Source organism: Sedimentitalea nanhaiensis DSM 24252 (genome assembly GCF_000473225.1).
Lineage (GTDB): Bacteria > Pseudomonadota > Alphaproteobacteria > Rhodobacterales > Rhodobacteraceae > Sedimentitalea > Sedimentitalea nanhaiensis.
Genome location: NZ_KI421509.1, coordinates 635,853 through 659,920, shown reverse-complemented (window position 1 = coordinate 659,920; position 24,068 = coordinate 635,853). Strand labels below are relative to the sequence as shown.

Below are 24,068 nucleotides of genomic sequence, written 5' to 3'. Positions count from 1 at the left end.
GATCTCCGTTCCGCATGTCAGACCGCATCTATACGAAAACCGGACGCAGGTTGCCATATCCGATTTGCGACCCTTGACGCCGCAGATAAGCTCTGAGCAGACTGGTTACGACGACTTCCGCCACATCCGGAAACGCGGCACGCCCCTAAGGATTTTCGTGTAATGAAAGAACAACGTAAAGTTGTCAAACCTGAAACCAAACCCCGCCGGTTTGTCTTTGTCCTGCTGGATAATTTCACCCTGCTTTGTTTTGCCTCGGCGCTGGAAAGCCTGCGGATCGCCAACCGCATGGCCGGGCGCGAGCTGTATTCCTGGAATCTGATCGGAGAAGGCGGCGACTCGGTCACCTGTTCGGCCGGGACGGTGTTCAACCTGGATGGCGATCTGGGCGAATTGAGTCGCGATGACACGGTACTGATCTGTGGCGGCATCGACGTTCAGGCCGCGACCACCCGCCGCCTGTTGGGGTGGATGCGCCGCGAAGCCCGCAAGGGGTTGGTGATCGGCGGGCTGTGCACCGCAGCATTTTCGCTGGCCAAGGCCGGATTGCTGGATGGCAAGAAGGCGACGACCCACTGGGAAAACTCGGACAGTTTTTCCGAAGAGTTCGAGGATGTGCATCTCACCAAATCGGTGTTTGTGATCGACGGCAACCGCGTCACCACCGCCGGGGGCACGGCTTCGATCGACCTGATGTTGAAATTGGTTGCGGACGATCACGGCGAAGATCTGGCCAATTCGGTTGCGGACCAGCTGATCTATTCCAGTATCCGCACCGATCAGGACACCCAGCGGCTGTCGGTTCCCACCCGCATCGGCGTGCGGCATCCAAAGTTGAGCAAGGTCATCCAGATGATGGAGGCCAATATAGAGGAGCCGATCAGCCCGTCGATACTGGCCAAGGACGTGGGCATGTCCACACGCCAGTTGGAGCGGCTGTTCCGCCGGTATCTGAGCCGGTCGCCGAAGCGCTATTACATGGAGCTGCGCCTGCAAAAGGCGCGCAACCTGTTGATGCAGACCGACATGAGCGTGATCAATGTTGCGCTGGCCTGCGGCTTTGCCAGCCCGTCGCATTTCTCGAAATGTTACCGGGCGCATTATGACACCACCCCTTACCGCGAGCGCGGCAGCCATGCCGCCCGTTTGTCGATCTGAACCGTTCAACAAACAGGGCGGTGGCGCCGGATTGGCGCCGGGTGCGAAACACCGGCAGATACTGCCGCATGCGGTAGGGGCCTGCAGGATTGACCCGACGCAAAGCCCGGCCTGATGGGACTTTTCTTTTTGTCAGGGCTTGCCTAGGGTCAACACCGGACAAGCTGTTCCAACATGGGAGAAACCAAATGAAAAAACTGCTTATGGCCACCGCAGCCTCGGCGCTTGTGGCAGGATCGGTTCACGCCGAGGATGTCAAGTTGGGCATTCTGCTGGGCTTTACCGGCCCCCTGGAATCGATCACGCCCGACATGGCCGCTGCGGTCAATCTGGCGATTGGCGAGGTCAACGACTCGGGGGTTTTCCTTGACGGCGCCTCGACAGTGTCGTCGATCAACGCCGACACCGGCTGTGTCGACGCCAGCCTGGCGGTCGCCTCGGCTGAGCGCCTTATCACATCCGACAAGGTCAACGGTATCGTTGGCGGCATGTGTTCCGGCGAAACGACAGCGTCCTTGCAGAACGTCGCTCTGCCCAACGGCATGGTGATGATCAGCCCATCGGCGACATCGCCGGGGTTGACCGCAATCGAGGACAACGGTCTGTTCTTCCGCACCTCGCCTTCTGACGCGCGTCAGGGACAGGTCATGGCGGATATCCTGAACGATCGCGGCATCAAGGAGGTGGCGGTCACCTATACCAACAACGACTATGGCAAAGGCCTGGCGGACAGTTTCCAGTCGGCATTCGAGCAATCCGGCGGCACGGTGACCATCAATGCCGCGCATGAGGATGGCAAGGCGGACTATTCCGCCGAAGTCGGCGCGCTGGCCTCGGCCGGTGGCGAGGTTCTGGTGGTTGCGGGCTACGTCGATCAGGGCGGTGCGGGCATCGTCAACGGATCGCTGGACACCGGCGCGTTCGAGACGTTCATGTTCCCCGATGGCATGGTTTCGGACGCCCTGGAGCAGAACTTTGGCGATCTGGTCGAAGGCTCGTTCGGCCAGCATCCGGGCAATGACAGCGATGGTGGCGCCAAGTTCAAGGCGGCCGGCGAAGCGGCGGGCTTTGCCCCGACCAACGCGTTCGCTCCGGAAAGCTATGACGCGGCGGCTCTGATCCTGCTGGCGATGCAGGCGGCCGGGTCCACCGATCCGCAGGTCTATAAGGACAAGGTGATGGAGGTTGCCAACGCACCGGGCGAGACGATCCTGCCGGGCGAATTGGCCAAGGCGTTGCAGATCCTCAAGGACGGCGGCGACGTCGATTTTGTCGGGGCCTCGGCGGTCGAGTTGATCGAACCGGGCGAAAGCGCCGGGAACTATCGCGAAATCGAGTTCAAGGACGGCGCGATGACAACGGTTGGCTATCGCTGATGCGGCGCTGATATCAATCAGAACAGCCCGGACCGCTGGTGTCCGGGCTGTTTCATGACATAAGGCCGCGCCAAGGCGGTACAGGGTCCTAAAAGCCGCGCAAAGCGGATCTGGATCGACAAGCCGTGCGGACACGGCTCGGGGAAATAGCCGCACAGCCGCGGCGGGGAGGTGCGATGATCGTCATTCAGGACGTGCACAAGCATTTTGGTGGATTCCGTGCGGTCGACGGCGCGAGCCTTGAGATTGCAGAGGGGTCGATCACCGGGTTGATCGGGCCAAATGGCGCCGGAAAAACCACTCTATTCAACGTGATAGCGGGCGTTCTTCAACCTACCTCCGGACGTGTGTTCATGGCGGGCGAGGATATCACCGGATTGCCGCCGCATGATCTGTTTCACAAGGGGCTGCTGCGCACCTTTCAGATCGCCCATGAATTCAGCTCGATGAGTTGCCGCGAAAACCTGATGATGGTGCCAGGCGGGCAATCTGGCGAAACCCTGTGGAACACCTGGTTCGGGCAAAAGCGCATCGCCGACGAGGAACGCGCCCTGCGGGCCAAGGCGGACGAGGTGCTGGAGTTTCTGACCATCGAGCATCTGAGCGACCAGAAGGCCGGTGAAATCTCGGGCGGGCAGAAGAAACTTCTGGAACTGGGGCGCACCATGATGGTGGATGCCCGGATCGTGTTTCTGGATGAGGTCGGTGCCGGGGTGAACCGCACGTTGCTGAACACCATCGGCGACGCCATCATCCGGTTGAACCAGGAACGCGGATACACGTTTGTGGTGATTGAACATGACATGGATTTCATCGGTCGGCTGTGTGATCCGGTGATCTGCATGGCCGAGGGCAAGGTGCTGGCGCAGGGCACGCTGGATGAGATCAAGGCCAACGAACATGTCATCGAGGCCTATCTGGGCACCGGGCTGAAGAACAAGGACAAGGTGGGCGCATGAGCGGATCTCCGACAGGGGGGCGCTGCCCCCGCCGCCCGTTCCGGGCGACTCCCCCGGAGTATTTTTCGCAAGAGGAAAAGCGATGAGCGGCAACCCGTATCAGGACGACCGGGGCAACAAGGACCGGTCCATCGCCAACCCCAAGGGCGGCGGAACGGCCGAGGGCGCGCGGCGCAAGGGCAAGGCCGTCACCGCCCCCGGAGGACCGTTCCTGATCGGGGACGCCATGACCGGCGGCTATGGCAAGGGGCCGGACATCCTGCATGACTGTACAATTGCGGTGGATCAGGGCGAGATCGCGGTGATCGTAGGGCCAAACGGCGCCGGGAAATCCACCGCGATGAAGGCGGTGTTCGGCATGCTGAACGTGCGTCAGGGACATGTGCGGCTGGACGGCGAGGACATCACCGCCCTGTCGCCGCAGGACCGGGTGGCCAAGGGCATGGGGTTCGTGCCGCAAACCAGCAACATCTTTACCTCGATGACGGTGCAGGAGAATCTGGAGATGGGGGCGTTTATTCGCACCGACGATTTTTCCGACACCATGGCGCAGGTCTTTGACCTGTTCCCGATCCTCAGGGAAAAGCGCAATCAGGCCGCCGGAGAATTGTCCGGCGGGCAGCGTCAGCAGGTTGCGGTGGGGCGGGCCCTGATGACGCGGCCCAAGGTTCTGATGCTGGACGAGCCCACCGCCGGTGTCAGCCCGATCGTGATGGACGAGTTGTTTGACCGTATCATAGAAGTGGCGCGCACCGGCATTCCGATCCTGATGGTGGAACAGAACGCGCGGCAGGCGCTGGAGATCGCCGACAAGGGCTATGTTCTCGTTCAGGGTACCAACGCCTATTCCGGCACGGGCAAGGATCTGCTGGCCGATCCCGAAGTGCGAAAATCGTTCTTGGGAGGGTAAGGCGATGACAAATGTTTCCGTCGACCTCGGCGACCCGATGGCACAGAACGCCAAGGCTTTGCTGCAGGCAAGCCATAACCTGATGCAGGAGCTTTTTCCGGCTGATGCCAATCATTTCCTTTCGATCGAGGCGCTGTGTCAACCCGAAATCAGGTTTTTCCTGGCTGATGCCAATGCCGATACGGTCGGCTGCGCCGCTCTAGTAAACTGCGGAACTTATGGCGAGGTGAAGTCGATGTTCGTGGCGTCTGCGGCGCGGGGCAAAGGGATTGCAGACAAACTGCTGGACCGACTACTTGAAGAGGCCCGGACGCAGCGCCTGCCTTGGCTCAAGCTTGAAACCGGCGTCGGGCTGGATGCAGCGCATCGGCTCTATGAACGGAACGGATTCACGCGTTGCGCGGCGTTCGGCGACTATGCTGCAGATGCCCCATACAGCATCTACATGGAGCGTGAATTGTGATGGATTTTCTCAACGCGATTGTCGCCCTGTCGAATTACGTCCTGATCCCGGCAATGTCCTATGGCAGTCAGTTGGCGCTGGGGGCGCTGGGGGTGACGCTGATCTACGGGATCCTGCGATTTTCCAACTTTGCCCATGGCGACACAATGGCGTTTGGCGCGATGGTGACCATTCTGGCGACGTGGTGGATGCAATCGATGGGGATCGGCCTGGGGCCGTTGCCGACCGCGCTGTTGGCCCTGCCCTTTGGCATTCTGGGCTGTATCGCATTGGTGCTGATCACTGATCGGATGGTGTACCGGTTTTACCGCGAGCAAAAGGCCAAGCCGGTCATACTGGTGATCGTGTCCATGGGTGTGATGTTCATGATGAACGGGCTGGTGCGGTTCATTATCGGCCCAAACGATCAGAACTTTAACGACGGTGCGCGGTTCATAATCTCGGCGCGGGATTTCAGAACCATGACCGGGCTGGACGAAGGTCTGGCGATCAAGACCAGTCAGGGACTTACCGTGATCACCGCCGTGGGTGTTGTGGCGTTGCTGTTCTGGTTTCTGAACCGCACCCGTACCGGCAAGTCGATGCGGGCCTATTCGGATAACGAGGATCTGGCGCTGCTGTCGGGTATCAATCCCGAGCGGGTGGTGATGTATACTTGGCTGATTGTTGCCGCGCTGGCGACCGTGGCCGGTGTTCTGTACGGGTTGGACAAGTCGTTCAAGCCCTTTACCTATTTCCAGCTTTTGCTGCCGATCTTTGCCAGCGCCATCGTCGGTGGGCTTGGCAATCCGCTGGGGGCCATCGCCGGCGGATTCATCATCGCCTTTTCCGAGGTGACGATTACCTATGCCTGGAAAAAGATTGCGATCTATCTGCTGCCCGAAAGGTTTGAGCCGGACAGTCTGGTGCAGCTGCTGAGCACGGATTACAAACTGGCGGTGTCCTTTGTGATCCTGCTGATCGTACTGCTGTTCCGTCCCACCGGTATCTTCAGGGGGAAATCGCTATGAACGAGACCGTCAAGAACACGCTTTTGTTTGCCGTTGTCGGAGGTCTGATCCTGTTGACCGGAGTCATGCAAAGCTGGAACGCGGCGCTGCTGATCCTGAACATGGGGCTGGTCTCGGCGGTGATGGCGATCGGCGTGAACCTGCAGTGGGGCTTTGCCGGTCTGTTCAACATCGGCGTCATGGGGTTTGTCGCCCTGGGCGGTCTGGCCGCCGTTCTGGTGTCGATGCCCCCCACCCCGGAAGCCTGGTCCGCCGGCGGTGGAGGCATCATCCTGGGCCTGTTGCTGGGGGCCGGTACAGTGATTGCCGCCGTGGTCCTGCACAAACGGATGCGCCCCGGTCCGGGTCGTGCGCTGGCGTTGCTGGCGGTGGTTGTGATCGGGTTCTTCGTCTTTCGCGCAGTGCTGGATCCGTCGGTCGACGCGGTTGAAAAGGTCGATCCGGCGATCACCGGGTATCTCGGCGGTCTGGGTTTGCCGGTGATCCTGTCCTGGCCGATTGGCGGTTTACTGGCGGCGGGGGCTGCGTGGCTGATCGGGAAGACGGCACTGGGGCTGCGCTCTGACTATCTGGCGATTGCGACGCTGGGCATTGCGGAAATCATCATCGCGGTGCTCAAGAACGAGGACTGGCTGTCGCGCGGGGTCAAGAATGTCGTCGGTATTCCGCGCCCCCTGCCCTTTGAAATCGACCTGCAAAACGATCCCGCCTTTGTGGAACGTGCGGCCGGTTTCGGTCTGGATCCGGTCACGGCCTCGACGCTGTATGTGAAACTGGGCTATGCGGCGCTGTTTCTGATCGTGTTGGTCGTACTGATGTGGATGGCGCAAAAGGCGCTGCACAGCCCATGGGGACGCATGATGCGCGCCATTCGCGACAACGAAGTCGCGGCCGAAGCGATGGGTAAGGATGTCACCAGGCGGCATCTGCAGGTGTTTGTGCTGGGCAGTGCGATTTGCGGCATCGCCGGGGCCATGATGACCACGATGGATGGGCAATTGACGCCGGGCACCTATCAGCCGCTGCGCTTTACTTTTCTGGTCTGGGTGATGGTGATCGTTGGCGGCTCGGGCAACAATTTTGGCGCGGTTCTGGGCGCCATGCTGATCTGGTTCCTGTGGGTGCAGGTCGAGCCGATGGGAATCTTCCTGCTGGAAGTGCTGACATCTGGGATGTCGGACGGCGGGCTGAAATCGCATCTGTTGGAGAGCGCCGCCCACATGCGGCTGTTCACGATGGGCCTGGTGCTGATCCTGGTCCTGCGGTTCAGTCCGCGCGGTTTGATCCCCGAGAAATGATCCGATCCCCGAACACCGGTGTCGGGGGCGTTCTAGTCGTCAGATCGGCATATCTGCTCCAGATGCCGGGCGTATGCGTCGGTCTTGCGGGTCAATTCCTCGCGCAGCGGTTCAGACAGAGGTTTTTGCGGCCTGTTGGCACGGTGCGCGGTGGCCGGATCCAGCGAAACAGTGGCGATGAACGGGAAGTGGTCTGACCCGATATCCGGCCCGCGCCGGAAATCGGCCACGGCGATCTGTTGGGTGACGTAGATCTGATCGATCGGACAGCGCAGCACTCTGCTGCGGACATCAAAGCTGGGAAACAGGCCGCGCCCGCGCCGGGGGTCGAGAAATTCGCCGATATATTTGAACCGCCGCGACGCACGCCCCCAGGCGGCGGCGTTGAAATCGCCGGCAGCGATAACCGGCACGTCCTTGTCCCGTGCGAACCTGGCGGAATAGATGATCTGTTCATCGCGCAGATCGGTGTCGTTGCCCGGGATAGGAGGCCGGGGATGCAGGCCGACAAAATGGAAGTCCCGCCCGCAAGGAGATTTCATTCGTGCCAACAAGGCCGGTGTGTCATCATCGCTCAGGTAAACGGCCCGCGCATCCAGGGTGTCCAGCCGCGAGGCAAAGGTCAGGCCGTAGTAGTTGTCTTTGGGCAGATCGACCCGGTGCGGATAGTCCCTCAGGACCGGGGCCATCGCGCGGGACCAGACATCGTCGATTTCCATCAGAAACACGATATCGGGGTCTTCATCGCGGATCAGATCGGCCAGCGCGCCATGTTGATCGTTCTCCAGCAACACGTTGGAAACCAGCATTTTCAGCGTATCCGGCGCATCCGGCGTCAGGGCGATTTCGGTGTGCCCCAACGGGGTGAAAGGCAGGATCTTTGCGATCTGCCAGGCCAGCGCCGCGGCCAGCATCGCCCACAGCACATAGGGCGGATTTTCCAGCAGACCGCCAAGGGGGATAAGCACCGCAAGCAAGGCCGAGATCTGCAGACGCGGGATGTCGAACATCCGGATCACCCAGGACGTTTCGCGCATCTCCGGCAACACGGTTACCAGACACAGGACGATCGCTCCTGCGGCAAACAGGAGTTCAAACAGGGACATCCGCGCTCATTCCTTTGCCATTTCCCTGTGTCATCGCCCCTTGAACAACCCGCCAAGGATGCCGCGCACGATGCGCCGCCCGGTGGTGCCGGTCAGCTCTTTCATCACGTTCTTGGTCAGGGCTTCGCCAAAGCTTTCGGTCTGCCTGGTTTTGCGTGAGGTTGACCGCGTGACGCGGGTGCCCGAGTATCGCCGCCCGGCATTGAATTCGCGAAACATCGGCTCCATTGTCTCGGCCTTTTCCTCGGCTTTGGCTGCCTGCGCCGCAGCCTGTTCGGCGCGTTTGGCAAGGATTTCATAGGCGGATTGCCGGTCCAGAAGCCGATCATATTTTCCGGCCATGTCCGATGCGGCCAGATGCTCCTTGCGGTCCGCGGCGGTGATTGGACCCAGGTGCGACGAAGGCGGGCGGATCAGCGTGCGTTCGACCACGCCGGGCACGCCCTTGTCCTGCAGCATGCTGGTGACCGCTTCGCCGACGCCGACTTCGCGGATTGCCTCTTCGGTGGAAAAACGCGGGTTCTCGCGATAGGTTTCGGCGGCCAGACGCAGGCTCTTGCGGTCCTTGGCGGTAAAGGCGCGCAGGGCATGTTGGATGCGGTTGCCCAGCTGACCCAGAATATCCTCAGGCACATCGGCCGGGTTCTGGGTAATGAAATATACCCCGACCCCCTTGGAGCGGATCAGCCGCGCCACCTGTTCGACCTTGTCCACCAGCGCCTTGGGGGCATCGTCGAACAGCAGGTGCGCCTCGTCGAAAAAGAACACCAGCCTCGGTTTGTCGGGGTCTCCCACCTCGGGCAGTTCCTCGAACAATTCGCTGAGCAGCCAGAGCAGGAATGTGGCATACAGACCCGGCGCGCCCATCAGCTTGTCTGCGGCCAAGATGTTGATCGTGCCGCGCCCATCGGCATCCGTGCGTATGATGTCGGCCAGATCCAGCGCCGGTTCACCGAACAGGTTTGCACCGCCCTGATTTTCCAGCACCAGCAGGCGGCGCTGGATCGCGCCGATCGAGGCGGTAGAGACATTGCCATAGCGCAGCGACAGATCGGCCCGGTTTTTGCCGATCCAGACCAGCAGCGCCTGCAGGTCCTTTAAATCCAGCAGGGGCAGCCCCTCTTCGTCGGCCAGGCGAAAGGCGATGTTCAGAATACCTTCTTGCGCCTCGGACAGCTCCAGCAGGCGGGCCAGCAACAGCGGCCCCATCTCGGCCACGGTCGTACGCACCGGATGACCCTGCTCACCGAGCAGATCCCAGAACGTGACCGGATAGGCGCGATAGCCAAAGTCGGCAAAGCCGATTTTCTCCGCGCGGCTTGTAAACGCCTGGTTCAGTTTGTGCGCGGCGCTGCCAGGATTCGCCAATCCCGAGAGGTCGCCTTTGACGTCGGAGAGGAACACCGGAACACCGGCATCACTGAACCCCTCGGCCAGGATCTGCAGGGTGACCGATTTCCCTGTCCCGGTGGCCCCTGCGACCAACCCGTGCCGATTGGCGTATTTCAGGCTGAGTCCCTGTTTTTCGCCATACTCGACGCCGCCGCCACCGATGAAAATCTTGCCGTCCATGATCGTTACCCTCGTGTCTCTGCCCGTACCGTACGGACCATACAAACTTAACCTTTGACTGCCATAGTCATTTGTGCCCGCCAATGTGGTCTTAGCGGATCGGCGGGCACTTCCTCCCTGTCAGACTGGCCGTGCCTTCGGGTACGGCCCTTTTTTTCAGTCGATTCGGAAAATTTACCAACCCTAGGTGATTCACAACTTATTTCCGGTTTCCTGTTGACCGAAGCCCTACCCTTTCGTAACGTTTCCCCAATTACTAAGTCGGCCAGTCCGACGGGGAGAGACACTTAGGAAAAGGGGGCTTTGCAGCCCCCTTTTTTGCTGTTCAGGTCACAGCAAAGGTTAACGCGACGGGCGCATGTGGGTGGGGAGAGATTGTCATCCGTACCGCAAGTGAACTGCAATATGCTCCTGACAGTGCTTTGACACCGTGATACAGCAGGCCACAGGCAGCCCTAAAAAACGAAAGCGTCACGATGTTGAAACACCTTCCTTCCCTCGCCGCACTGGCTTTGATTGCCGCAGGCAGCCAGACGCATGCGCAGGACAGCGCAACCGAGGAAACCGCGCCCGCAGCGGCCCAAGGCGAACAGGCCGCCCCCGCAGCCGACCCCACCACCGCAGCCGACCCCGCCCCATCGACTGGTCCGGCCCTGGATCTGGGCCAACCGGTATCCGACGGCCCCAAGATCGGCGAGCGCTATTCGCAGAAGAAATTCGGCGATTGGGATCTGGCGTGCATCAAGACCAAAGCCGAAAAAGACCCCTGTTCGCTGCTACAGATCCTGCGCGACAACAGCGGCAACCCGGTCGCCGAGGTGTCGCTGTTCCGGATTGACAACGGGGGACAGGCCGCCGCCGGTGCGACGGTTCTGGTGCCCCTGGAAACCTTGCTGCCGGCCCAGTTGACCATTGCCGTCGACGATGCGCCTGGCAAGCGGTATAATTATTCCTTCTGCAGCCCGCTCGGCTGTGCCGCGCAAATCGGATTGACCAAGGAAGATATCGACGCGTTCAAGCGCGGCAACAAGGCAACCGTGTCGCTGGTCCCTGCCCCGGCACCGGATCAGACCGTACAACTGTCGATGTCGCTCTCGGGCTTTACCGCCGGATTTGATGCGGTGGATGTTCTGACCGAATAGATTTTGGTTGCGATCTGCAACAGGACGCCGGGCCATCAGGTCCGGCGTTTTGCGTTTCAGACCTTGCGCAGGACCAGTACCGCATTCAGCCCGCCAAAGGCAAAGGCGTTGGACACCGCCACATGGACCCTGGCGTCGCGGGCAATGTTGGGCACCACGTCGAGCGCGCATTCCGGGTCTGGTTCCTCATAGCCGATGGTTGGGGCAATCACTCCGTCGCGCAGTGCCATGATGCAGGCCAGAAGTTCCACCGCCCCGGTGCCGCCAATCAGGTGACCGTGCATCGACTTGGTCGAACTGATCATCAGGTTGTCCGCGTGCGGACCGAACACGTCAGCGACGGCGGCGCACTCGGTCTTGTCATTGGCTGCGGTGCCGGTGCCATGAGCGTTGATATAGCCGACCTCGTCCGGATTGACCCTGGCATCCTGCAGCGCGTTGGCCATGGCCCGCGCCGCCCCCTGTTTGGATGGCATCACGATGTCCGAAGCATCCGAACTCATGGCGAAACCGATGACTTCGCACAGGATTTCGGCCCCCCGGGCCCGGGCATGTTCATAGTTCTCGAAAACAAAAACGCCCGCACCTTCGCCCTGGACCATGCCGCTGCGCCCCAGTGAAAACGGGCGGCAGGCGTCCTTGGACATCACCCGCAGCCCTTCCCAGGCCTTGACCCCGCCAAAGCACAACATGCTTTCGGATCCGCCGGTGACCATTGCCGGCGCCATGCCGGAGCGCACCATGGCAAAGGCCTGGGCCATGGCATGGTTGGACGAGGCACAGGCGGTCGAAACCGTAAAGGACGGCCCCTTGAGATTGTGTTCCATCGACACATGGCTGGCGGCGGCGTTGTTCATCAGCTTGGGCACGACAAAGGGGTGAACCCGGTTCTTTCCGTCCTCATAGACGCTGCGGTAGTTATCGTCCCAGGTGCTGACCCCGCCCCCGGCAGTGCCCAGAACCACGCCCGACCGGGCCGCGAGATCGCCGTGAAACTCCAGTCCGGATTGGGTAATCGCCTCTTTTGCGGCGGTCAGGGTGAACTGGGTGAACCGGTCATACAGGGTCATCTGCTGACGGTTGAACCGGCCCTCGGCCTCGAATCCGCGCACCTGCCCACCGATGCGGATTGCCAGACGCTCGACATCTCGAAACTCGAGCTCGCCGATGCCGCACCGCCCTTCACGCATCGCCTCGACCGTTTCCGGCACCGAATGTCCAAGCGCGTTGATTGTGCCCGCCCCGGTGATGACAACGCGGTTCATGCGCATCGCCCCCTTGCGATCAATATCACGATACGTCCGCGATCAGTTTTTCGATCCCCTTGATCATCGCCGCGACGGTTGAGATATCGAAATCGCTGTCGCTGGGTTCGTTGGCGTTGAAGGGAATCGTGATGTCGAACTCTTCTTCAATGGCAAATATGCTTTCGACCAGCCCCAGGCTGTCAATCCCCAGATCCTCGAGCGTGCTGTCCAGTTTGACATCCGAAGGTTCGAGAACGGCCTGTGCGGCAATGATATCGATGACCCTGTTCTGGATGTTCATGTCCGTTTCCTGCTTTGCTGTCCTGCCGTCGGCTTAGTCTGCCGACCCCCGATTGAAAACCGCTTTTTGTAACGCAGCGATGTCACGCACCAATCGTGGCAAGCGGCGCTGCGCCTTGTAGATTTCGGTGTGGGTTTCCATCTTGACCGCCGGATAGCCCATCACGACCCGACCGGCGGGGACATTGGAGAGAATCTTGGTTCCGCCTCCGGCGATCGCCCCGTCGCCGATAAAGATATTGTCTACCACGCCGACCTGTCCGCCCAGGATGACATTGTTGCCAATGTCGACCGAACCGGAGATACCGCATTGCCCGCACAGAAGGCAATCGCGTCCAACGCGGGTGTTGTGGCCGACATGGACCAGGTTATCCAGTTTTGAGCCGTGGCCGATTTCAGTGTTGCGAATGGTGCCGTTGTCCACGGTGCAATTGGCCCCGACTTCGACATCGTCACCGATCCGGACGCCGCCCAGTGAATGGATGCGCACCCAGCTTTGGGCCTTGGCATCGCCCTGATCGCCCAAGGTCTTGCGCACGTTTTCCGCACCCGACACCTCGGGTGTGACAAAGGAAAACCCATCCGATCCGATCCGCGCACCCGGCTGGGCAATGAAACGCGCGCCAATCGCGGCGCGGGCTCCGATGCTGACCATTTCACGCAGAAATCCGTTCTGGCCGATCCGGACATCGGACCCGATAAAGCAGTGGGGGCCGATCACTGTGCCAGCCCCGATCCGCGCCCGGGCACCGATGACGGACAACGGCCCGACGGATACGTCTTCGGCCAGTTCCGCCGATGGGTCGATCACGGCGGACGGATGAATGCCCGGTCCAAACCCCTGGCCGCGATCCATCATCGCGGTCAGGCCCGACATCGCCATCCGGGGACGTGGTGCAAAGATGGCGGCCACCAGCCCCATCTGCTGCCAGTCGGCCTCGGGCCACAGCACCGCCACGCGGGCCTGCCCCGCAGTCAGGTCCTGCGCGTATTTCGGCGACATGGCCAAAGCCAGATCGGTGGGCCCCGCATCACCCGGTTCGGCGGCACGATCCACGGCGAAAGTCAGGTCCCCAACGGCCTCGGCCCCTAATTGCAGGGCGATCTGCTGAATTGTGAATGTCATGGTGCGGCCCCTTCGTTTGGTTCGGGACCGTGATTACCCCCGAACCGCGCGCAGGGCTACCCCCGCATCGTCCAGAGCCTTCCATATCCGGGCATCGCGCCCATAGATGTCGCGGCGATACTCGACCTGGCCATTCTCGGTGATCATTGCGGTGCGATAGATGATGTGCACGGGCACCGGCTGTTTCAAAGTCACCTTGGTTTCCTTGCCGGTGTTCAGGATCCGGTTGAAATGCCCCTTGGGATCGCTGGTCTGTTCTGCCAGCAGGGCATAGGCAAAATCGAACGGATCGGCCAAGCGGATGCAGCCATGCGAAAAAGCCCGGCTTTCGCGGTCAAACAGGTTTTTTGACGGGGTATCGTGCAGGTAGATGTTGTATTTGTTCGGGAACATGAACTTGACCAGACCCAGGGCATTGCGCTTGCTGGGCGGCTGGCGCATCGCATAGGGAAAGCTGCGCGCCGAGAATTGGGTGAAATCGACAGCCGAGCGGTTGACGCGGCGGCCCCGGCTGTCGGTGATCTCGATATGGCCAACGGCATTGGGGTTGTTCTTGAGCTTCGGCAAGTATTCCTTGGTGACGATCGAGCGCGGCACATACCAGCTGGGATTGATGACCATGAATTCCATCATGTCCGAGAATTCGGGGCTGCGGCGGTCGCCGGTGTTCTTGCCGATCACCGAGCGGGTCTGAAATGTCACGCGGCCGTTGTCGACGATCTTGGCGCTGAAATCGGTTTGGTTGACCAGAATATGACGGCTGCCGAGGTCCATGTTGATCCAGCGTTCTCGCTCCAACGCGACGATGACCGAGCGCAGGCGTTCCTCGACGGTTTTGTTGATCTCGGCCATGGTCCCCTTGCCGGCAACGCCATCGGTGGACAGACCATGTGTGGCCTGGAACTTCTGCACCGCCGCCTGGATGTCGCCATCATAGGTTTGCGTGGCACTGCGACCCATATAGCCCATTGCGATCAGCCGGTTGCGCAGGATCGCGACGGAATTGCCGCTTTGTCCCGGTTTCAGGCTGCCAGCAGGTACGGTCTGGCCCCAGCCACCCCGACCTAGCAATTGCTCCAGTCGCAGCTTTTCCTTTAACAGGTTGCGATATTGGGGCGATGACGGCGCCAGCCCGTCCAGAAAACGCCGTGGTGCGCTGTTGGTGAAATTGACAAGATAGGCCGCGCGGTCGCGATAGGGCACCTCGCGCACGATCCCGCTGTCGACCCGGGCGGGCGTCAGCACACCGGTCTGGATGTCGCGCGCATATCGCAGGAACAGCTTGCTCAGCTCGACCTCGACCAACCCCAGGTCGCGTGTGCTGCGGGCGGTTTGCATCTGGTTTATGAGCCGATCCACATCATAGCGCACCGCGGGCAGGCCGTGGACCTGGACATTGGACAGTGCCCGGACCAGTGCGGCACGGCGGTCGCGATATGTGCCGCCCTCGCCGGTCCAGACCGCCTGATATCCGGTCGTCCTGTAAAAGTCGGCGAGATCGGAATCCGACGCGGCCGCTTCGGCCACGGCCTGTTTGAACGCTGTGACCTGCGCCTCTGCCGGACCGGACAACAGACCGATTGTCGCGATGAGGACCCATACCAGAATCAGAGAACGGAGGAGAAACCGCAGGTGCTGAAAAAGGGTCATGAACTATCCTTGAAATTGGAAACAATGATTACGCAGCCGAAGCCAAACAATAAATGTAGAACATGCAAATTTGGTGTCTATTCCCAAATCAGATTTCTTCAAATTGCAACGACCTCTGGTGCGGGATTGCATCGGGTCGCCTTTTCGACGCATTGCGCGAGAAATTGCCGAAAATCCACTGTATCTAAAACTTGCACAATTCCAGGCTTGGATTGGTATTTGACCTGTGGCATACAGGTTACACATTCGGGAGTGGATGTATTAATCGCGCACGTAACATCGTGCGCAGGCAGGACGAGAAGCGTACAGGACGGCGCAGAAACATGACAAACTTCGGCTCTACGGGGATCACCCGTCGTGCGTTGCTGGGGGCATTCGCAGCAACAGCAGTCACAGCGGCACCAACATTCGCAAATGCGGCAGGTTTCTTGCGGGGGGGCGGTGATATACGTCGTATCCGCATGTACTCGGGGCGCACCGGCGAACGGATTGATATGATATATTGGATAGATGGCAAATATATCAAGGATTCAGTCAAGGAAATCAACCACTTCATGCGCGACTGGCGTACCGATCAGTTGAAATCCATCGACCTTCGGACGATCGACATCATGGCCGCGGCGCACAACCTGATGGATGTGAATGAGCCCTATATGATGTTGTCGGGCTATCGCAGCCCGCAAACCAACGCCATGCTACGCAGCCGGTCACGGGGTGTGGCGAAGAATTCATTGCACATGAGAGGCCAGGCGGCCGATCTTCGGCTTTCGTCGCGATCGGTCGGTCAGATGGCCAAGGCCGCATCGGCCTGCCGTGCAGGGGGCGTCGGGCGCTATTCGCGGTCGAATTTCGTGCACATGGATTGTGGCGATGTACGCACCTGGGGTGGCTGACACCGCACCTGCCCGCTGATTCCGCCTGACCAAAGCCGCTGCACATCGCAGCGGCTTTTATCTTGCGTGGAACCAGATGCGCGACCGTTCTTCTCTGATGTCGCCGCCTGCTCCCCACAATTCGGCAGTTCCCCGGAGCAATGAGTTCATGCCTCCGCAAACCTGGAAGGCCCGTGTGTGCGAACCACGCTCTCGTGGCTCCGGTCGAAGCTGATAGGCTCCGCCGGGATCTGAACGCAGTTCCCGTCAGAACGGCCTGAGCGACGTCGTGTTCTCAAAACGTCCGCCTCAAGCGTTTCGACTTAACTTGAGACATCGGGCATCACCTATCGCGTTGAAATCTTTGATTTTCAGGCAGTGATAGGCGGTTCGGATCTAAGTGAAATGCTCTAGTCTTTGGTTATCGTCTCCCCGACAAACATCCTACACTGCGCTTGCCCGTTCATCTCGGGGACATCATGAAGATCGGCGCAAATATCAGATCAAGACCGGCAGCTCTTAAAAGTTGAGCGACAGGTCCCTGTGCGACGCGCTACAGCTTGCCAGGTAAAGCGCCTGTGAGCGGCTCAGCTTGGGTTGCTGACGCGCGCCGATGGTCTCGGAGATCCCCGCGAGATAGGTCTCAAGCCCCGGTCGCAGCTGTTGTGCCGCCGCACCACGCCAGGCCTTCTGCGCTGCATATGCGGTCAGGGCCGCCTGATAGGATTGGGCCGCCGCTTCGCGATCAATCGAATTTCCACGCATGCTGCGCCGCGCCTTGGACAGGGCCGAAGAAATCGGGTTTGCGCCTGTGACCTGACCAAAGGCCTTACCGACCCGATCCAGCGCCTCCTCGGCTTGTTCGGGTTCGTCATTGGCGATGACATCCCCCAGGCCCTGCAAATCGGGTTCGAGCTGGGTAAAGGCGTCGTTGGCGTCCAGGACGGTCAGGAACTCGGCCACTGGCTCGACCGATCCGTCAGCCGCACGCCGAAAGGTGTTGCGCGCCTTTTCTTCGGCCTTGGTCAGGGTGCTGAACGTATCGTGCGTTTCTTTCCATGTCTCGGGCACCTGGGCTCTGATCGCATCCTTCTGTTCGGTCAGCTCGGCAACGCGATCCTGAATGGCCTGACGCTTGTCGACATCCTCTGCGTCGTTCAGATAGCGGCTGGCCTTGTTCAGCCGTTCGATTTCTTCATCCAGTTTGCGCATCTCTTTCTGCAAGCCGCGCACGACCGCCAAGGCCGGGCGATAGACACCCGAGGCGTCCTGAACCTGGGCTTCGGTGGTCGTGATATCGTCAAGCAAAGTTAGCGCCTGAGCCGCATCGTCAAAGGCACCTGACAGATTAGACGCCAGTTTCTTGGGCAGGATCGACAGATCCAACCCCTGTGCCGCAGAGATTGTCGACGTGATTGCTGCGCCATTGCTGGCCACCTGCTCCAGAACATAGCTTTCCAGGCATTGCTGCAATTTCGGATTGCGTGGTGGCGGCGAGGTTTCAGACAGGAAGCTCATCCGGTTGGGCAGGTAGTTCACCAGTTGCGGATACCAGGCGACGATGGCCAGGGCGGCCAGTTGCAGGCCGATGAAGGCGATGACGCCTTTGTAGATCTGCACCGTCTTGACGATGGCCGGAGCAACGCCGCGCAGGTAGAACAGGGCAAAGCCAAAGGGAGGCGTCAAAAATGACGTCTGGATGTTCAGGCCGATCATCACACCCAGCCACACGGCGGTGATATTGGCCTCGGGGTCCGCCAGCAGGATCGGTGCCACGATCGGCACCACAACCACCGCGATTTCGATAAAGTCGAGAAAGAAACCGAGAATGAAGATCACCGCCATGACGATGACGAACTGGCTCCAGAAGCCACCGGGCAACGAATTCAGAAAGTCCCGCACCAAATCTTCGCCGCCAAAGGCCCGGAAGGCCGCAGTCAGCATGGCCGCCCCAAGCAGAATAATAAAGACCAGCGATGTGGTCTTGGCGGTTTCGACCATCACCTCGTGAAGGGTGTTGTTGATCTTCAGAACCCGGATACCGCTCCAGATCAGTGAGATCACCAGAAGCACGACGGCAATGACACCTATCACGATACCGGTGGTGTCACCGCCGTTGGCGATGATGGCTTTGATGTTCATGTTGTAGGTGGACAGCGCAAAGGCGATCAGGCCCAGGGCAACGATGGCCAGCAAGGCCGGATAATAGGTCCATTTGTTCTGTTCGGTGATCCGATAGCCCGCCATGACCATCGCCCCGGCAGCACCGATGGCACCGGCCTGGTTCACGGTGGCCACACCGGTGATGATGGATCCCAGGACCAGGAAGATCAGCGCCAGCGGCGGTACCAGTGTCAGCACCACGTTGCCCCAGAACGCCATGTTCCACGATCCCTCATAGGAAACGGCTGGTGCGGATTTCGGCCGCAGCATCGCGAAGACCAGAATGAAGGCCATGTACAGCAGGACCAGCAGGATACCCGGCACAAACGCACCCAGGAACATCTCTCCGGCGCTGGTGCTGGCCACGTCAAAGACGCTGGGCATGCTCAGCTCGCCGGTGGCGTCCTTGTACAGCGCCTTGCGCGCAGTGCTGGCCTGATCCGAGGCGCTGGCCAACTGGTCGGCCAGGATGATCAGCACAATCGAGGGCGGAATGATCTGCCCTAACGTTCCGGACGCGGCAATGGTGCCCGTGGCCAGGGATTGCGAATAATTATTACGCAACATGGCCGGCAGGGAAATCAGCCCCATCGCCACAACCGTGGCACCGACGATGCCGGTGGTGGCGGCCAGCAGCGCGCCGACGAACACAACCGAGATCCCCAGACCGCCCGGAACCGGCCCGAACAGACGGGCCATTGTCACCAGAAGGTCTTCGGCGATCTTGGAGCGTTGCAACATGATGCCCATGAAGATGAACAGCGGAATCGCGATCAGCGTGTCCCGCTCTACCTCCCAGTAGACCCCGCGCAGGTTGGTTACCCCTGCAGACAGCCATTGCGACGGTCCACCAGAGTGAAAATAGGCATCGGCATCGCCAACCGCAAAATAGCCCGCGGCGGCGGCCAGGACGATGGTGATGATGGCCGATCCGGGCAAGGCAAAGGCAACCGGAAAGCCGGACCCAAGCGCCGTGGCCATGATCAGGATCAGAACGGCAAGAAAGAAAAGTTCCATATTTCCGTCCTCAATGTGACGCGGCGGCGCGGTCGCGGTGGCCCGGTTCGTCGCGCGCATCCGCAACCGCTTCGAACAGATAGCTGACAAACTGGATCAGCATGGTCATGGCAAAGATCGCAAGAAACGCAGCCATCTGGTATTTTACGAACATGCCTGCCGTACCGGTTTGCGAGACTTCGAAATTGGCAACCGGCGCGTTGATGATGGCCTGCTTGGACCCCAGCCCGATCAGCAGGATCGCCCATACGGTAGTCATGCCCAACAGGATCGACCCGACGGAATTGACGCGCCCCTTGCGGCGGTTGCTGAACCCCGCATATAGCACATCGACCCGGACGTGGCCTTCCTCGAGCAGCGTGTAGGCTGAGGCAAACAGGAACAGTGCGGCGTACCAGTAGCGCACCAGATCGCCCATCATCGCCTGTTCATAGGAAAATACAAAACGCGAGATCACGATCAGCAGTTCCGCCACAACGATCATCAGTGCCAGCCAGATGAACCCGAGCGAACGTGAGAATATGGCGACGATGAACCCCAGAATGACGAGCGGGACATGAACAAACGGGCCGATAAAACGGGCGCGGATCAGATCCTTGGCGAGGTTCTCCGTGAACAGGGAATCCAACAACCCCTCGACCCGCAGAAACGCGATCGCGAAATCCGCGATTCCCACAAAGAGCACGGCAAAGAAGCAGCCGCGTATCAGATAGGCGTTGAAATCGCTGATGCGCTTGGCGTCATAGCGCAACGACCGGTTCGGCGTGCGCACCACCACCAGAGCCCCCGCAACCAGCGCCAGACCGTAGCAGGCCACCAGAACCCAGGCCCGGCTGTCCGTATTCTCGCGCAGCAATGTGGCCAGCGAAGGATAATCGAACCAGACGATCAGGATGTTGTTGATCACAAAGGCCAGCAAAACGAACAGCATGGCCCAGCCGAAGTACCGCACATAAGGCGCGGGTGCGCCCCTTGGCGACAGAATCTCTGCCTCGGATGTGGCGTTCATCGCAACTCCCCAATTTGCAAACAACCCGGTTCAGGTCGGATCCGCACGCTTTTAACAAGCGGCGCAGCAGTGGAAAACAGGAGTCGGCAAGTCTGCCGACTCCTGTCCGTTGTGCGCGCAGCAGCGGTCAGCCGATTCCGAGGATACGGTTTCGCTGATTCGAGTATTCGATCTCGGCGATTGCACGCCAGCCGCCGATTTCCAGCAGGCTGGACTGAAAGGCGTCGTTGACCTTTGCCGCCAGTGGCGAGTGATCGCGGGTCTCCTCGAACACTTCTGCAGCGGCTTCGCCCATGGCATCCCAGACTTCCTCGTTGAACTGGCGGACCTGAACGCCATGTTCGTCGACCAACCGCTTGAGGTACTGCCCGTTCAGGGCCGATGCCTCTTCGGGCTGTGCAGCATGCTCTTCGTTGCAGGCTGCGGTGATGACGGCCTTTTCATAGTCCGAAAGGCTCTCCCACCAGGATTTGTTCATGCCAAAGGCCAGACCGCCACCGGGTTCATGCATGCCAGCCGTATAGTAGTATTTCGCCGCCTCGTAGAACTTCATGAAATAGTCGTTATAGGGACCAACCCATTCCGTGGCCTCGATGGCACCGGACACCAGGTTTTCGTAGATCTGGCCACCAGGCAGCGAAACGGTAGACACGCCCAGTTTGGACATTACCGCACCGGCAAGGCCGGGAATACGCATTTTCAGACCGTTCAGATCCTCGGGAGACAGGATCTCTTTGTTGAACCAACCGCCGGCCTGCGCGCCCGTGGCGCCGCAGGGAAGGCTTTTCAGGCCATATTCGCCAGCGACCTCGTCCCAAAGCTCCTGACCGCCTGCGAATTTGATCCAGGCGTTCCATTCCGGTGTGGTCATGCCAAACGGAACCGACGTGAAATAGTTGAAAGCCGGGTGCTTGCCGCCCCAGTAATAGTCCGCCGCGACATAGGCCTGGCTGTTGCCGCTGGCCACTTCGTCAAACGAATCGAATGCGCCGACGCGCTCGCCCGCAGCGAAATATTCGGTGCGCAACTCTCCCTGCGACAGTTCGGTGATTCTTTCGGCCAGGCGTTGTGCAGACGTCCCCAAGCCCGGGAAATCCCGTCCCCATGTCGACACGATCGTGAGCGTCTTGCCGCCTTGCGCGATGGCCGGTGCCGCCAGAGCCGCGCCGGTGCCCGCGATTGCGGCCCCCTTCAAAAATTTACGACGTTCCATATTCAGTAGTTCCTCCCATTGGATCGCAACATTTTTTGTTTTTTTATGCAGGCGGGGCGCTGATGAAGAACCCCAAACCCGTGTGAGTGCGCGTCAGACTATTCGGAAGGCCCGGAAATGCAATGGCTTTTCTTCCCGAAAACGACTTGCCCGACGTAATTGCGTCCGCGCAAACCACGACCGGCCAACGTTTGATCACTGTGGCGTTACGACAGTTTGCCACAGGGGGGGCGCAAAGCAATTCGATGCGGGATCCGACAGGAGCGGCCGAATCCCGGCGTTCCGGACCACAGCATCCGGACCCGCCCGATGTGTGCTGCGGGTTTTCCTTGACCTGACCTGCCGCGATATCCGAGGCTGGTGGGCAAGAGGCGGACAGTCACGCGAAGCCAACCGTGGCGACGCCCCGCATTGAGACAGGCAGACTTTCAGGCCATCCGCGCGATCCCGGATCGCGTCATCCCTTCGAGCGGAAGACGACGTCGAGTGTCGCGTATCCAAGGAGGGACTGAACATGCGGGCAATCACAGTGATCGGACCGCCCCATTCGGGCAAGACCACGCTGGCCGCGGCGCTGGCCGCGCTGGACGGCACGCCGCCGACGATGCTGAAATTGATGGGCGATGTTGAACTGTCCTGCTTTCCGTTCATGCAGGACAGGTGGGCGGTGCTGGACTTGCCCGGCGGGTTGGACAATTTCGCCATGATCGGACCGGCGCTTGCGGCCAGCGACGCGGCCGTTCTCTGTGCACCGGCCGATGTCGAGGCCGCAGTGCTGAGCGCGCCCTATCTGCGCATCATCGAAGACTCCGGCATCCCGGCATTCCTGTTCATCAATAGAACTGACGTCGCCACTCATCGGATCAGCGATATCGTATCTGCGTTGCAGCAATATTGCGCACACGGAATTCTGCTGCGCCAGGTGCCGATTCGTACCGAGGGCCAGATCACCGGAGCCGTTGACCTGATATCGGAACGGGCATGGGAATATCACGAAGACGAACGGTCTTCGCTGGTCGAACTGCCCAAGGACGTCGCGATGCGCGAACAGGAAGCGCGCTTTGATCTGTTGGAATCGCTGGCCGATTTCGATGATGCCCTGCTGGAGCAGATCATCGAGGATCAGAGACCCATGACCGAAGGGATCTATGCGGTTGCGACCCGTGCGCTGCAACGCCACGATCTGATCCCCGCATTCCTGGGGTCGGCGTCGCATGGCAATGGCATCATGCGGCTGATGAAGTCGCTGCGCCATGAGACCCCTCAGATCGCCGCCCTGCCCCGGCACCATGGGCTGGGCGAGGACGAGCTTGCGGTGGGGTGCCTTGCGGATACGGTCAAGCATATGGGTAAAACGGTGCTGATCCGTGCGTTGGCCAACGGCATTGCCCCGGGCATGGCCCTGGGCGGCAGTAGCATCGGCAGCCTGAACCATATCGACGGCAGGACACCTCTCAAGTCGATGTCAGCCGGCGATCTCGCCCTGACGATCAAAAGCGATCACATAGCCCCGGCGACCTATTTGTCAGCCGACGGCTCGATGCCGTTGCCGGAATGGGCACAGGCCCATCCGCCTGGCCTGCATCGCCGGCTGACACCGGTGCATGAACGCGATGAAAACAAGCTGTCCTCCGCACTGGCAAAGCTGGCCGGGATCGATCCCGGCCTCCAGATCGGTCAGGACGAGTCGACCGGCCAGTTCGTGATCGGCGTTCAGGGTCCGTTGCACCTGCGGCGGATCGCCGAAAAGCTCGAACTGGGATTTGGCGTCAAAGTAGAGTGCGCCCCAATGCAGACCGCGCTGAGGGAAACCATCCGTCGCAAGATTGAAGCCCACTGCCGCCACCGCAAACAGTCCGGGGGTGCCGGCCAGTTTGCCGATGTTCTCATCGACGTGGCGCCTCGGCCTCTGGGCAGTGGCTTTGTCTTTGACGAGATCGTCAAGGGGGGGGCTGTGCCGCGCAACTACATCCCGGCGGTCGAGGCAGGCGCACGCGATGCGCTGGACAGGGGACCATCCGGTTTTCCGGTGGTGGATATTGCCGTAACACTGAAAGACGGCAAGTCACATTCGGTGGACAGTTCGGATCATGCGTTTCGAACCGCCGGAAAAAATGCGGTCAAGGCAGCGCTGGACGAGGCGGGAACCGTTGTGTTGCAACCGATCATGCGTGTGCGCATCGACGTGCCATCAATTCTGTCCGGCGGTCTGGCTCCTCTGTTCAGCGGCCTCAAAGGGCAGGTGCTGGGATTTGAATCCCACCCCACCGCTAACGGTTGGGATGTGTTCAATGGCCTGCTTCCCATGGCGTCAGAGGAAGATCTGTTTCGCGCCCTCGGCGGCGCCACGCGCGGCACCGCCTGGTTCAGTTCCAAACTTGATCATTACGAAGAAATCACCGAACCGGTGGCCTCTTACGCCTGACCGATATCCGCTGGATCGAAAGCGCGGAACCGACTGCCAAATGAGGAATGCC

Annotated in this window: 19 protein-coding genes; 10 read left to right on the top strand and 9 right to left on the bottom strand. The window is 60.3% G+C overall.

Translation table 11 applies throughout. The annotated features are described in order from the left end of the window. Positions 1-162 precede the first annotated feature (162 nt). The 7 genes from NANH_RS0104815 to NANH_RS0104785 all read left to right on the top strand — a co-directional run bounded on the left by NANH_RS0104815 (position 163) and on the right by NANH_RS0104785 (position 7,174). Positions 163-1,158 carry a GlxA family transcriptional regulator gene (locus NANH_RS0104815; protein WP_027261008.1) on the top strand — a complete coding sequence of 332 codons (996 nt, stop codon included), beginning with the start codon at positions 163-165 and terminating at the stop codon, positions 1,156-1,158. Between the two features lie 188 nt (positions 1,159-1,346). Further along, positions 1,347-2,534: an ABC transporter substrate-binding protein gene (locus NANH_RS0104810; RefSeq protein WP_027261007.1), complete on the top strand. Its 1,188-nt coding sequence runs from the start codon at positions 1,347-1,349 to the stop codon at positions 2,532-2,534. Positions 2,535-2,710: 176 nt separating this feature from the next. Continuing rightward, positions 2,711-3,493: an ABC transporter ATP-binding protein gene (locus NANH_RS0104805; RefSeq protein WP_027261006.1), complete on the top strand. Its 783-nt coding sequence runs from the start codon at positions 2,711-2,713 to the stop codon at positions 3,491-3,493. Positions 3,494-3,575: 82 nt separating this feature from the next. Then, complete coding sequence (locus NANH_RS0104800) at positions 3,576-4,403, top strand: ABC transporter ATP-binding protein (RefSeq protein ID WP_074920564.1); 828 nt, start codon at positions 3,576-3,578, stop codon at positions 4,401-4,403. Positions 4,404-4,440: 37 nt separating this feature from the next. Then, positions 4,441-4,866: a GNAT family N-acetyltransferase gene (locus NANH_RS0104795; RefSeq protein WP_027261004.1), complete on the top strand. Its 426-nt coding sequence runs from the start codon at positions 4,441-4,443 to the stop codon at positions 4,864-4,866. Next, a complete protein-coding gene (locus NANH_RS0104790; RefSeq protein WP_027261003.1) occupies positions 4,866-5,876 on the top strand; it encodes a branched-chain amino acid ABC transporter permease in 1,011 nt (336 codons plus the stop codon). The genes NANH_RS0104795 and NANH_RS0104790 overlap by 1 nt, the downstream gene beginning before the upstream one ends. Beyond that, on the top strand, positions 5,873-7,174 hold the full coding sequence (locus NANH_RS0104785; protein ID WP_027261002.1) for a branched-chain amino acid ABC transporter permease: 1,302 nt from the start codon (positions 5,873-5,875) through the stop codon (positions 7,172-7,174). Before NANH_RS0104790 ends, NANH_RS0104785 begins: the two co-directional genes overlap by 4 nt. A gap of 32 nt (positions 7,175-7,206) precedes the next feature. On the opposite strand, the gene NANH_RS25485 is transcribed toward NANH_RS0104785, so the two are convergent. Both NANH_RS25485 and NANH_RS0104775 read right to left on the bottom strand, forming a co-directional pair. Next, positions 7,207-8,280 carry an endonuclease/exonuclease/phosphatase family protein gene (locus NANH_RS25485; RefSeq protein ID WP_051372242.1) on the bottom strand — a complete coding sequence of 358 codons (1,074 nt, stop codon included), beginning with the start codon at positions 8,278-8,280 and terminating at the stop codon, positions 7,207-7,209. Between the two features lie 30 nt (positions 8,281-8,310). Next, positions 8,311-9,852 carry a helicase HerA-like domain-containing protein gene (locus NANH_RS0104775; protein ID WP_027261001.1) on the bottom strand — a complete coding sequence of 514 codons (1,542 nt, stop codon included), beginning with the start codon at positions 9,850-9,852 and terminating at the stop codon, positions 8,311-8,313. Positions 9,853-10,328: 476 nt separating this feature from the next. On the opposite strand from NANH_RS0104775, the gene NANH_RS0104770 reads away from it, so the two are divergent. Further along, the gene (locus NANH_RS0104770; RefSeq protein ID WP_027261000.1) at positions 10,329-10,994 is read left to right on the top strand and encodes an invasion associated locus B family protein; all 666 of its coding nucleotides are present in this window, start codon (positions 10,329-10,331) and stop codon (positions 10,992-10,994) included. 56 nt (positions 10,995-11,050) lie between these two features. On the opposite strand, the gene NANH_RS0104765 is transcribed toward NANH_RS0104770, so the two are convergent. The 4 genes from NANH_RS0104765 to NANH_RS0104750 are packed head-to-tail and all read right to left on the bottom strand — an operon-like array spanning position 11,051 to position 15,317. Beyond that, positions 11,051-12,259 (bottom strand): beta-ketoacyl-[acyl-carrier-protein] synthase family protein, encoded by a 1,209-nt coding sequence (locus NANH_RS0104765; protein WP_027260999.1) that lies wholly within the window; start codon positions 12,257-12,259, stop codon positions 11,051-11,053. Between the two features lie 25 nt (positions 12,260-12,284). After that, positions 12,285-12,542 carry an acyl carrier protein gene (locus NANH_RS0104760; RefSeq protein WP_027260998.1) on the bottom strand — a complete coding sequence of 86 codons (258 nt, stop codon included), beginning with the start codon at positions 12,540-12,542 and terminating at the stop codon, positions 12,285-12,287. A 33-nt stretch (positions 12,543-12,575) separates the two neighbouring features. After that, positions 12,576-13,667, bottom strand: coding sequence for a UDP-3-O-(3-hydroxymyristoyl)glucosamine N-acyltransferase (gene lpxD, locus NANH_RS0104755; protein WP_027260997.1), 1,092 nt, complete (start codon positions 13,665-13,667; stop codon positions 12,576-12,578). Between the two features lie 33 nt (positions 13,668-13,700). Beyond that, positions 13,701-15,317 carry a L,D-transpeptidase family protein gene (locus NANH_RS0104750; RefSeq protein ID WP_081710425.1) on the bottom strand — a complete coding sequence of 539 codons (1,617 nt, stop codon included), beginning with the start codon at positions 15,315-15,317 and terminating at the stop codon, positions 13,701-13,703. Positions 15,318-15,640: 323 nt separating this feature from the next. On the opposite strand from NANH_RS0104750, the gene NANH_RS0104745 reads away from it, so the two are divergent. Beyond that, entirely contained in the window at positions 15,641-16,210 is a 570-nt protein-coding gene (locus NANH_RS0104745; protein WP_027260995.1) for a YcbK family protein, read from the top strand. Between the two features lie 498 nt (positions 16,211-16,708). Here NANH_RS0104745 and NANH_RS0104740 read toward each other — a convergent pair whose 3' ends face one another. The 3 genes from NANH_RS0104740 to NANH_RS0104730 form a co-directional block, all read right to left on the bottom strand. Next, complete coding sequence (locus tag NANH_RS0104740) at positions 16,709-19,369, bottom strand: TRAP transporter large permease (protein ID WP_027260994.1); 2,661 nt, start codon at positions 19,367-19,369, stop codon at positions 16,709-16,711. Between the two features lie 10 nt (positions 19,370-19,379). Further along, positions 19,380-20,378, bottom strand: coding sequence for a TRAP transporter small permease subunit (locus tag NANH_RS0104735; RefSeq protein ID WP_027260993.1), 999 nt, complete (start codon positions 20,376-20,378; stop codon positions 19,380-19,382). 127 nt (positions 20,379-20,505) lie between these two features. After that, a complete protein-coding gene (locus NANH_RS0104730; protein WP_027260992.1) occupies positions 20,506-21,591 on the bottom strand; it encodes a TRAP transporter substrate-binding protein in 1,086 nt (361 codons plus the stop codon). Positions 21,592-22,105: 514 nt separating this feature from the next. Here NANH_RS0104730 and NANH_RS0104720 point away from each other — a divergent pair. After that, positions 22,106-24,016, top strand: a complete 1,911-nt coding sequence (locus NANH_RS0104720) for an elongation factor G (RefSeq protein WP_027260990.1) — start codon at positions 22,106-22,108, stop codon at positions 24,014-24,016. Positions 24,017-24,068 lie beyond the last annotated feature (52 nt).

Excerpts from the sequence above, each read along its gene's own strand:
- NANH_RS0104815 (WP_027261008.1), top strand. The coding sequence starts at position 163 with ATGAAAGAACAACGTAAAGTTGTCAAACCTGAAACCAAACCCCGCCGG.
- NANH_RS0104810 (WP_027261007.1), top strand. The coding sequence starts at position 1,347 with ATGAAAAAACTGCTTATGGCCACCGCAGCCTCGGCGCTTGTGGCAGGA.
- NANH_RS0104805 (WP_027261006.1), top strand. The coding sequence starts at position 2,711 with ATGATCGTCATTCAGGACGTGCACAAGCATTTTGGTGGATTCCGTGCG.
- NANH_RS0104800 (WP_074920564.1), top strand. The coding sequence starts at position 3,576 with ATGAGCGGCAACCCGTATCAGGACGACCGGGGCAACAAGGACCGGTCC.
- NANH_RS0104795 (WP_027261004.1), top strand. The coding sequence starts at position 4,441 with ATGGCACAGAACGCCAAGGCTTTGCTGCAGGCAAGCCATAACCTGATG.
- NANH_RS0104790 (WP_027261003.1), top strand. The coding sequence starts at position 4,866 with ATGGATTTTCTCAACGCGATTGTCGCCCTGTCGAATTACGTCCTGATC.
- NANH_RS0104785 (WP_027261002.1), top strand. The coding sequence starts at position 5,873 with ATGAACGAGACCGTCAAGAACACGCTTTTGTTTGCCGTTGTCGGAGGT.
- NANH_RS25485 (WP_051372242.1), bottom strand. The coding sequence starts at position 8,280 with ATGTCCCTGTTTGAACTCCTGTTTGCCGCAGGAGCGATCGTCCTGTGT.
- NANH_RS0104775 (WP_027261001.1), bottom strand. The coding sequence starts at position 9,852 with ATGGACGGCAAGATTTTCATCGGTGGCGGCGGCGTCGAGTATGGCGAA.
- NANH_RS0104770 (WP_027261000.1), top strand. The coding sequence starts at position 10,329 with ATGTTGAAACACCTTCCTTCCCTCGCCGCACTGGCTTTGATTGCCGCA.
- NANH_RS0104765 (WP_027260999.1), bottom strand. The coding sequence starts at position 12,259 with ATGAACCGCGTTGTCATCACCGGGGCGGGCACAATCAACGCGCTTGGA.
- NANH_RS0104760 (WP_027260998.1), bottom strand. The coding sequence starts at position 12,542 with ATGAACATCCAGAACAGGGTCATCGATATCATTGCCGCACAGGCCGTT.
- lpxD (WP_027260997.1), bottom strand. The coding sequence starts at position 13,667 with ATGACATTCACAATTCAGCAGATCGCCCTGCAATTAGGGGCCGAGGCC.
- NANH_RS0104750 (WP_081710425.1), bottom strand. The coding sequence starts at position 15,317 with ATGACCCTTTTTCAGCACCTGCGGTTTCTCCTCCGTTCTCTGATTCTG.
- NANH_RS0104745 (WP_027260995.1), top strand. The coding sequence starts at position 15,641 with ATGACAAACTTCGGCTCTACGGGGATCACCCGTCGTGCGTTGCTGGGG.
- NANH_RS0104740 (WP_027260994.1), bottom strand. The coding sequence starts at position 19,369 with ATGGAACTTTTCTTTCTTGCCGTTCTGATCCTGATCATGGCCACGGCG.
- NANH_RS0104735 (WP_027260993.1), bottom strand. The coding sequence starts at position 20,378 with ATGAACGCCACATCCGAGGCAGAGATTCTGTCGCCAAGGGGCGCACCC.
- NANH_RS0104730 (WP_027260992.1), bottom strand. The coding sequence starts at position 21,591 with ATGGAACGTCGTAAATTTTTGAAGGGGGCCGCAATCGCGGGCACCGGC.
- NANH_RS0104720 (WP_027260990.1), top strand. The coding sequence starts at position 22,106 with ATGCGGGCAATCACAGTGATCGGACCGCCCCATTCGGGCAAGACCACG.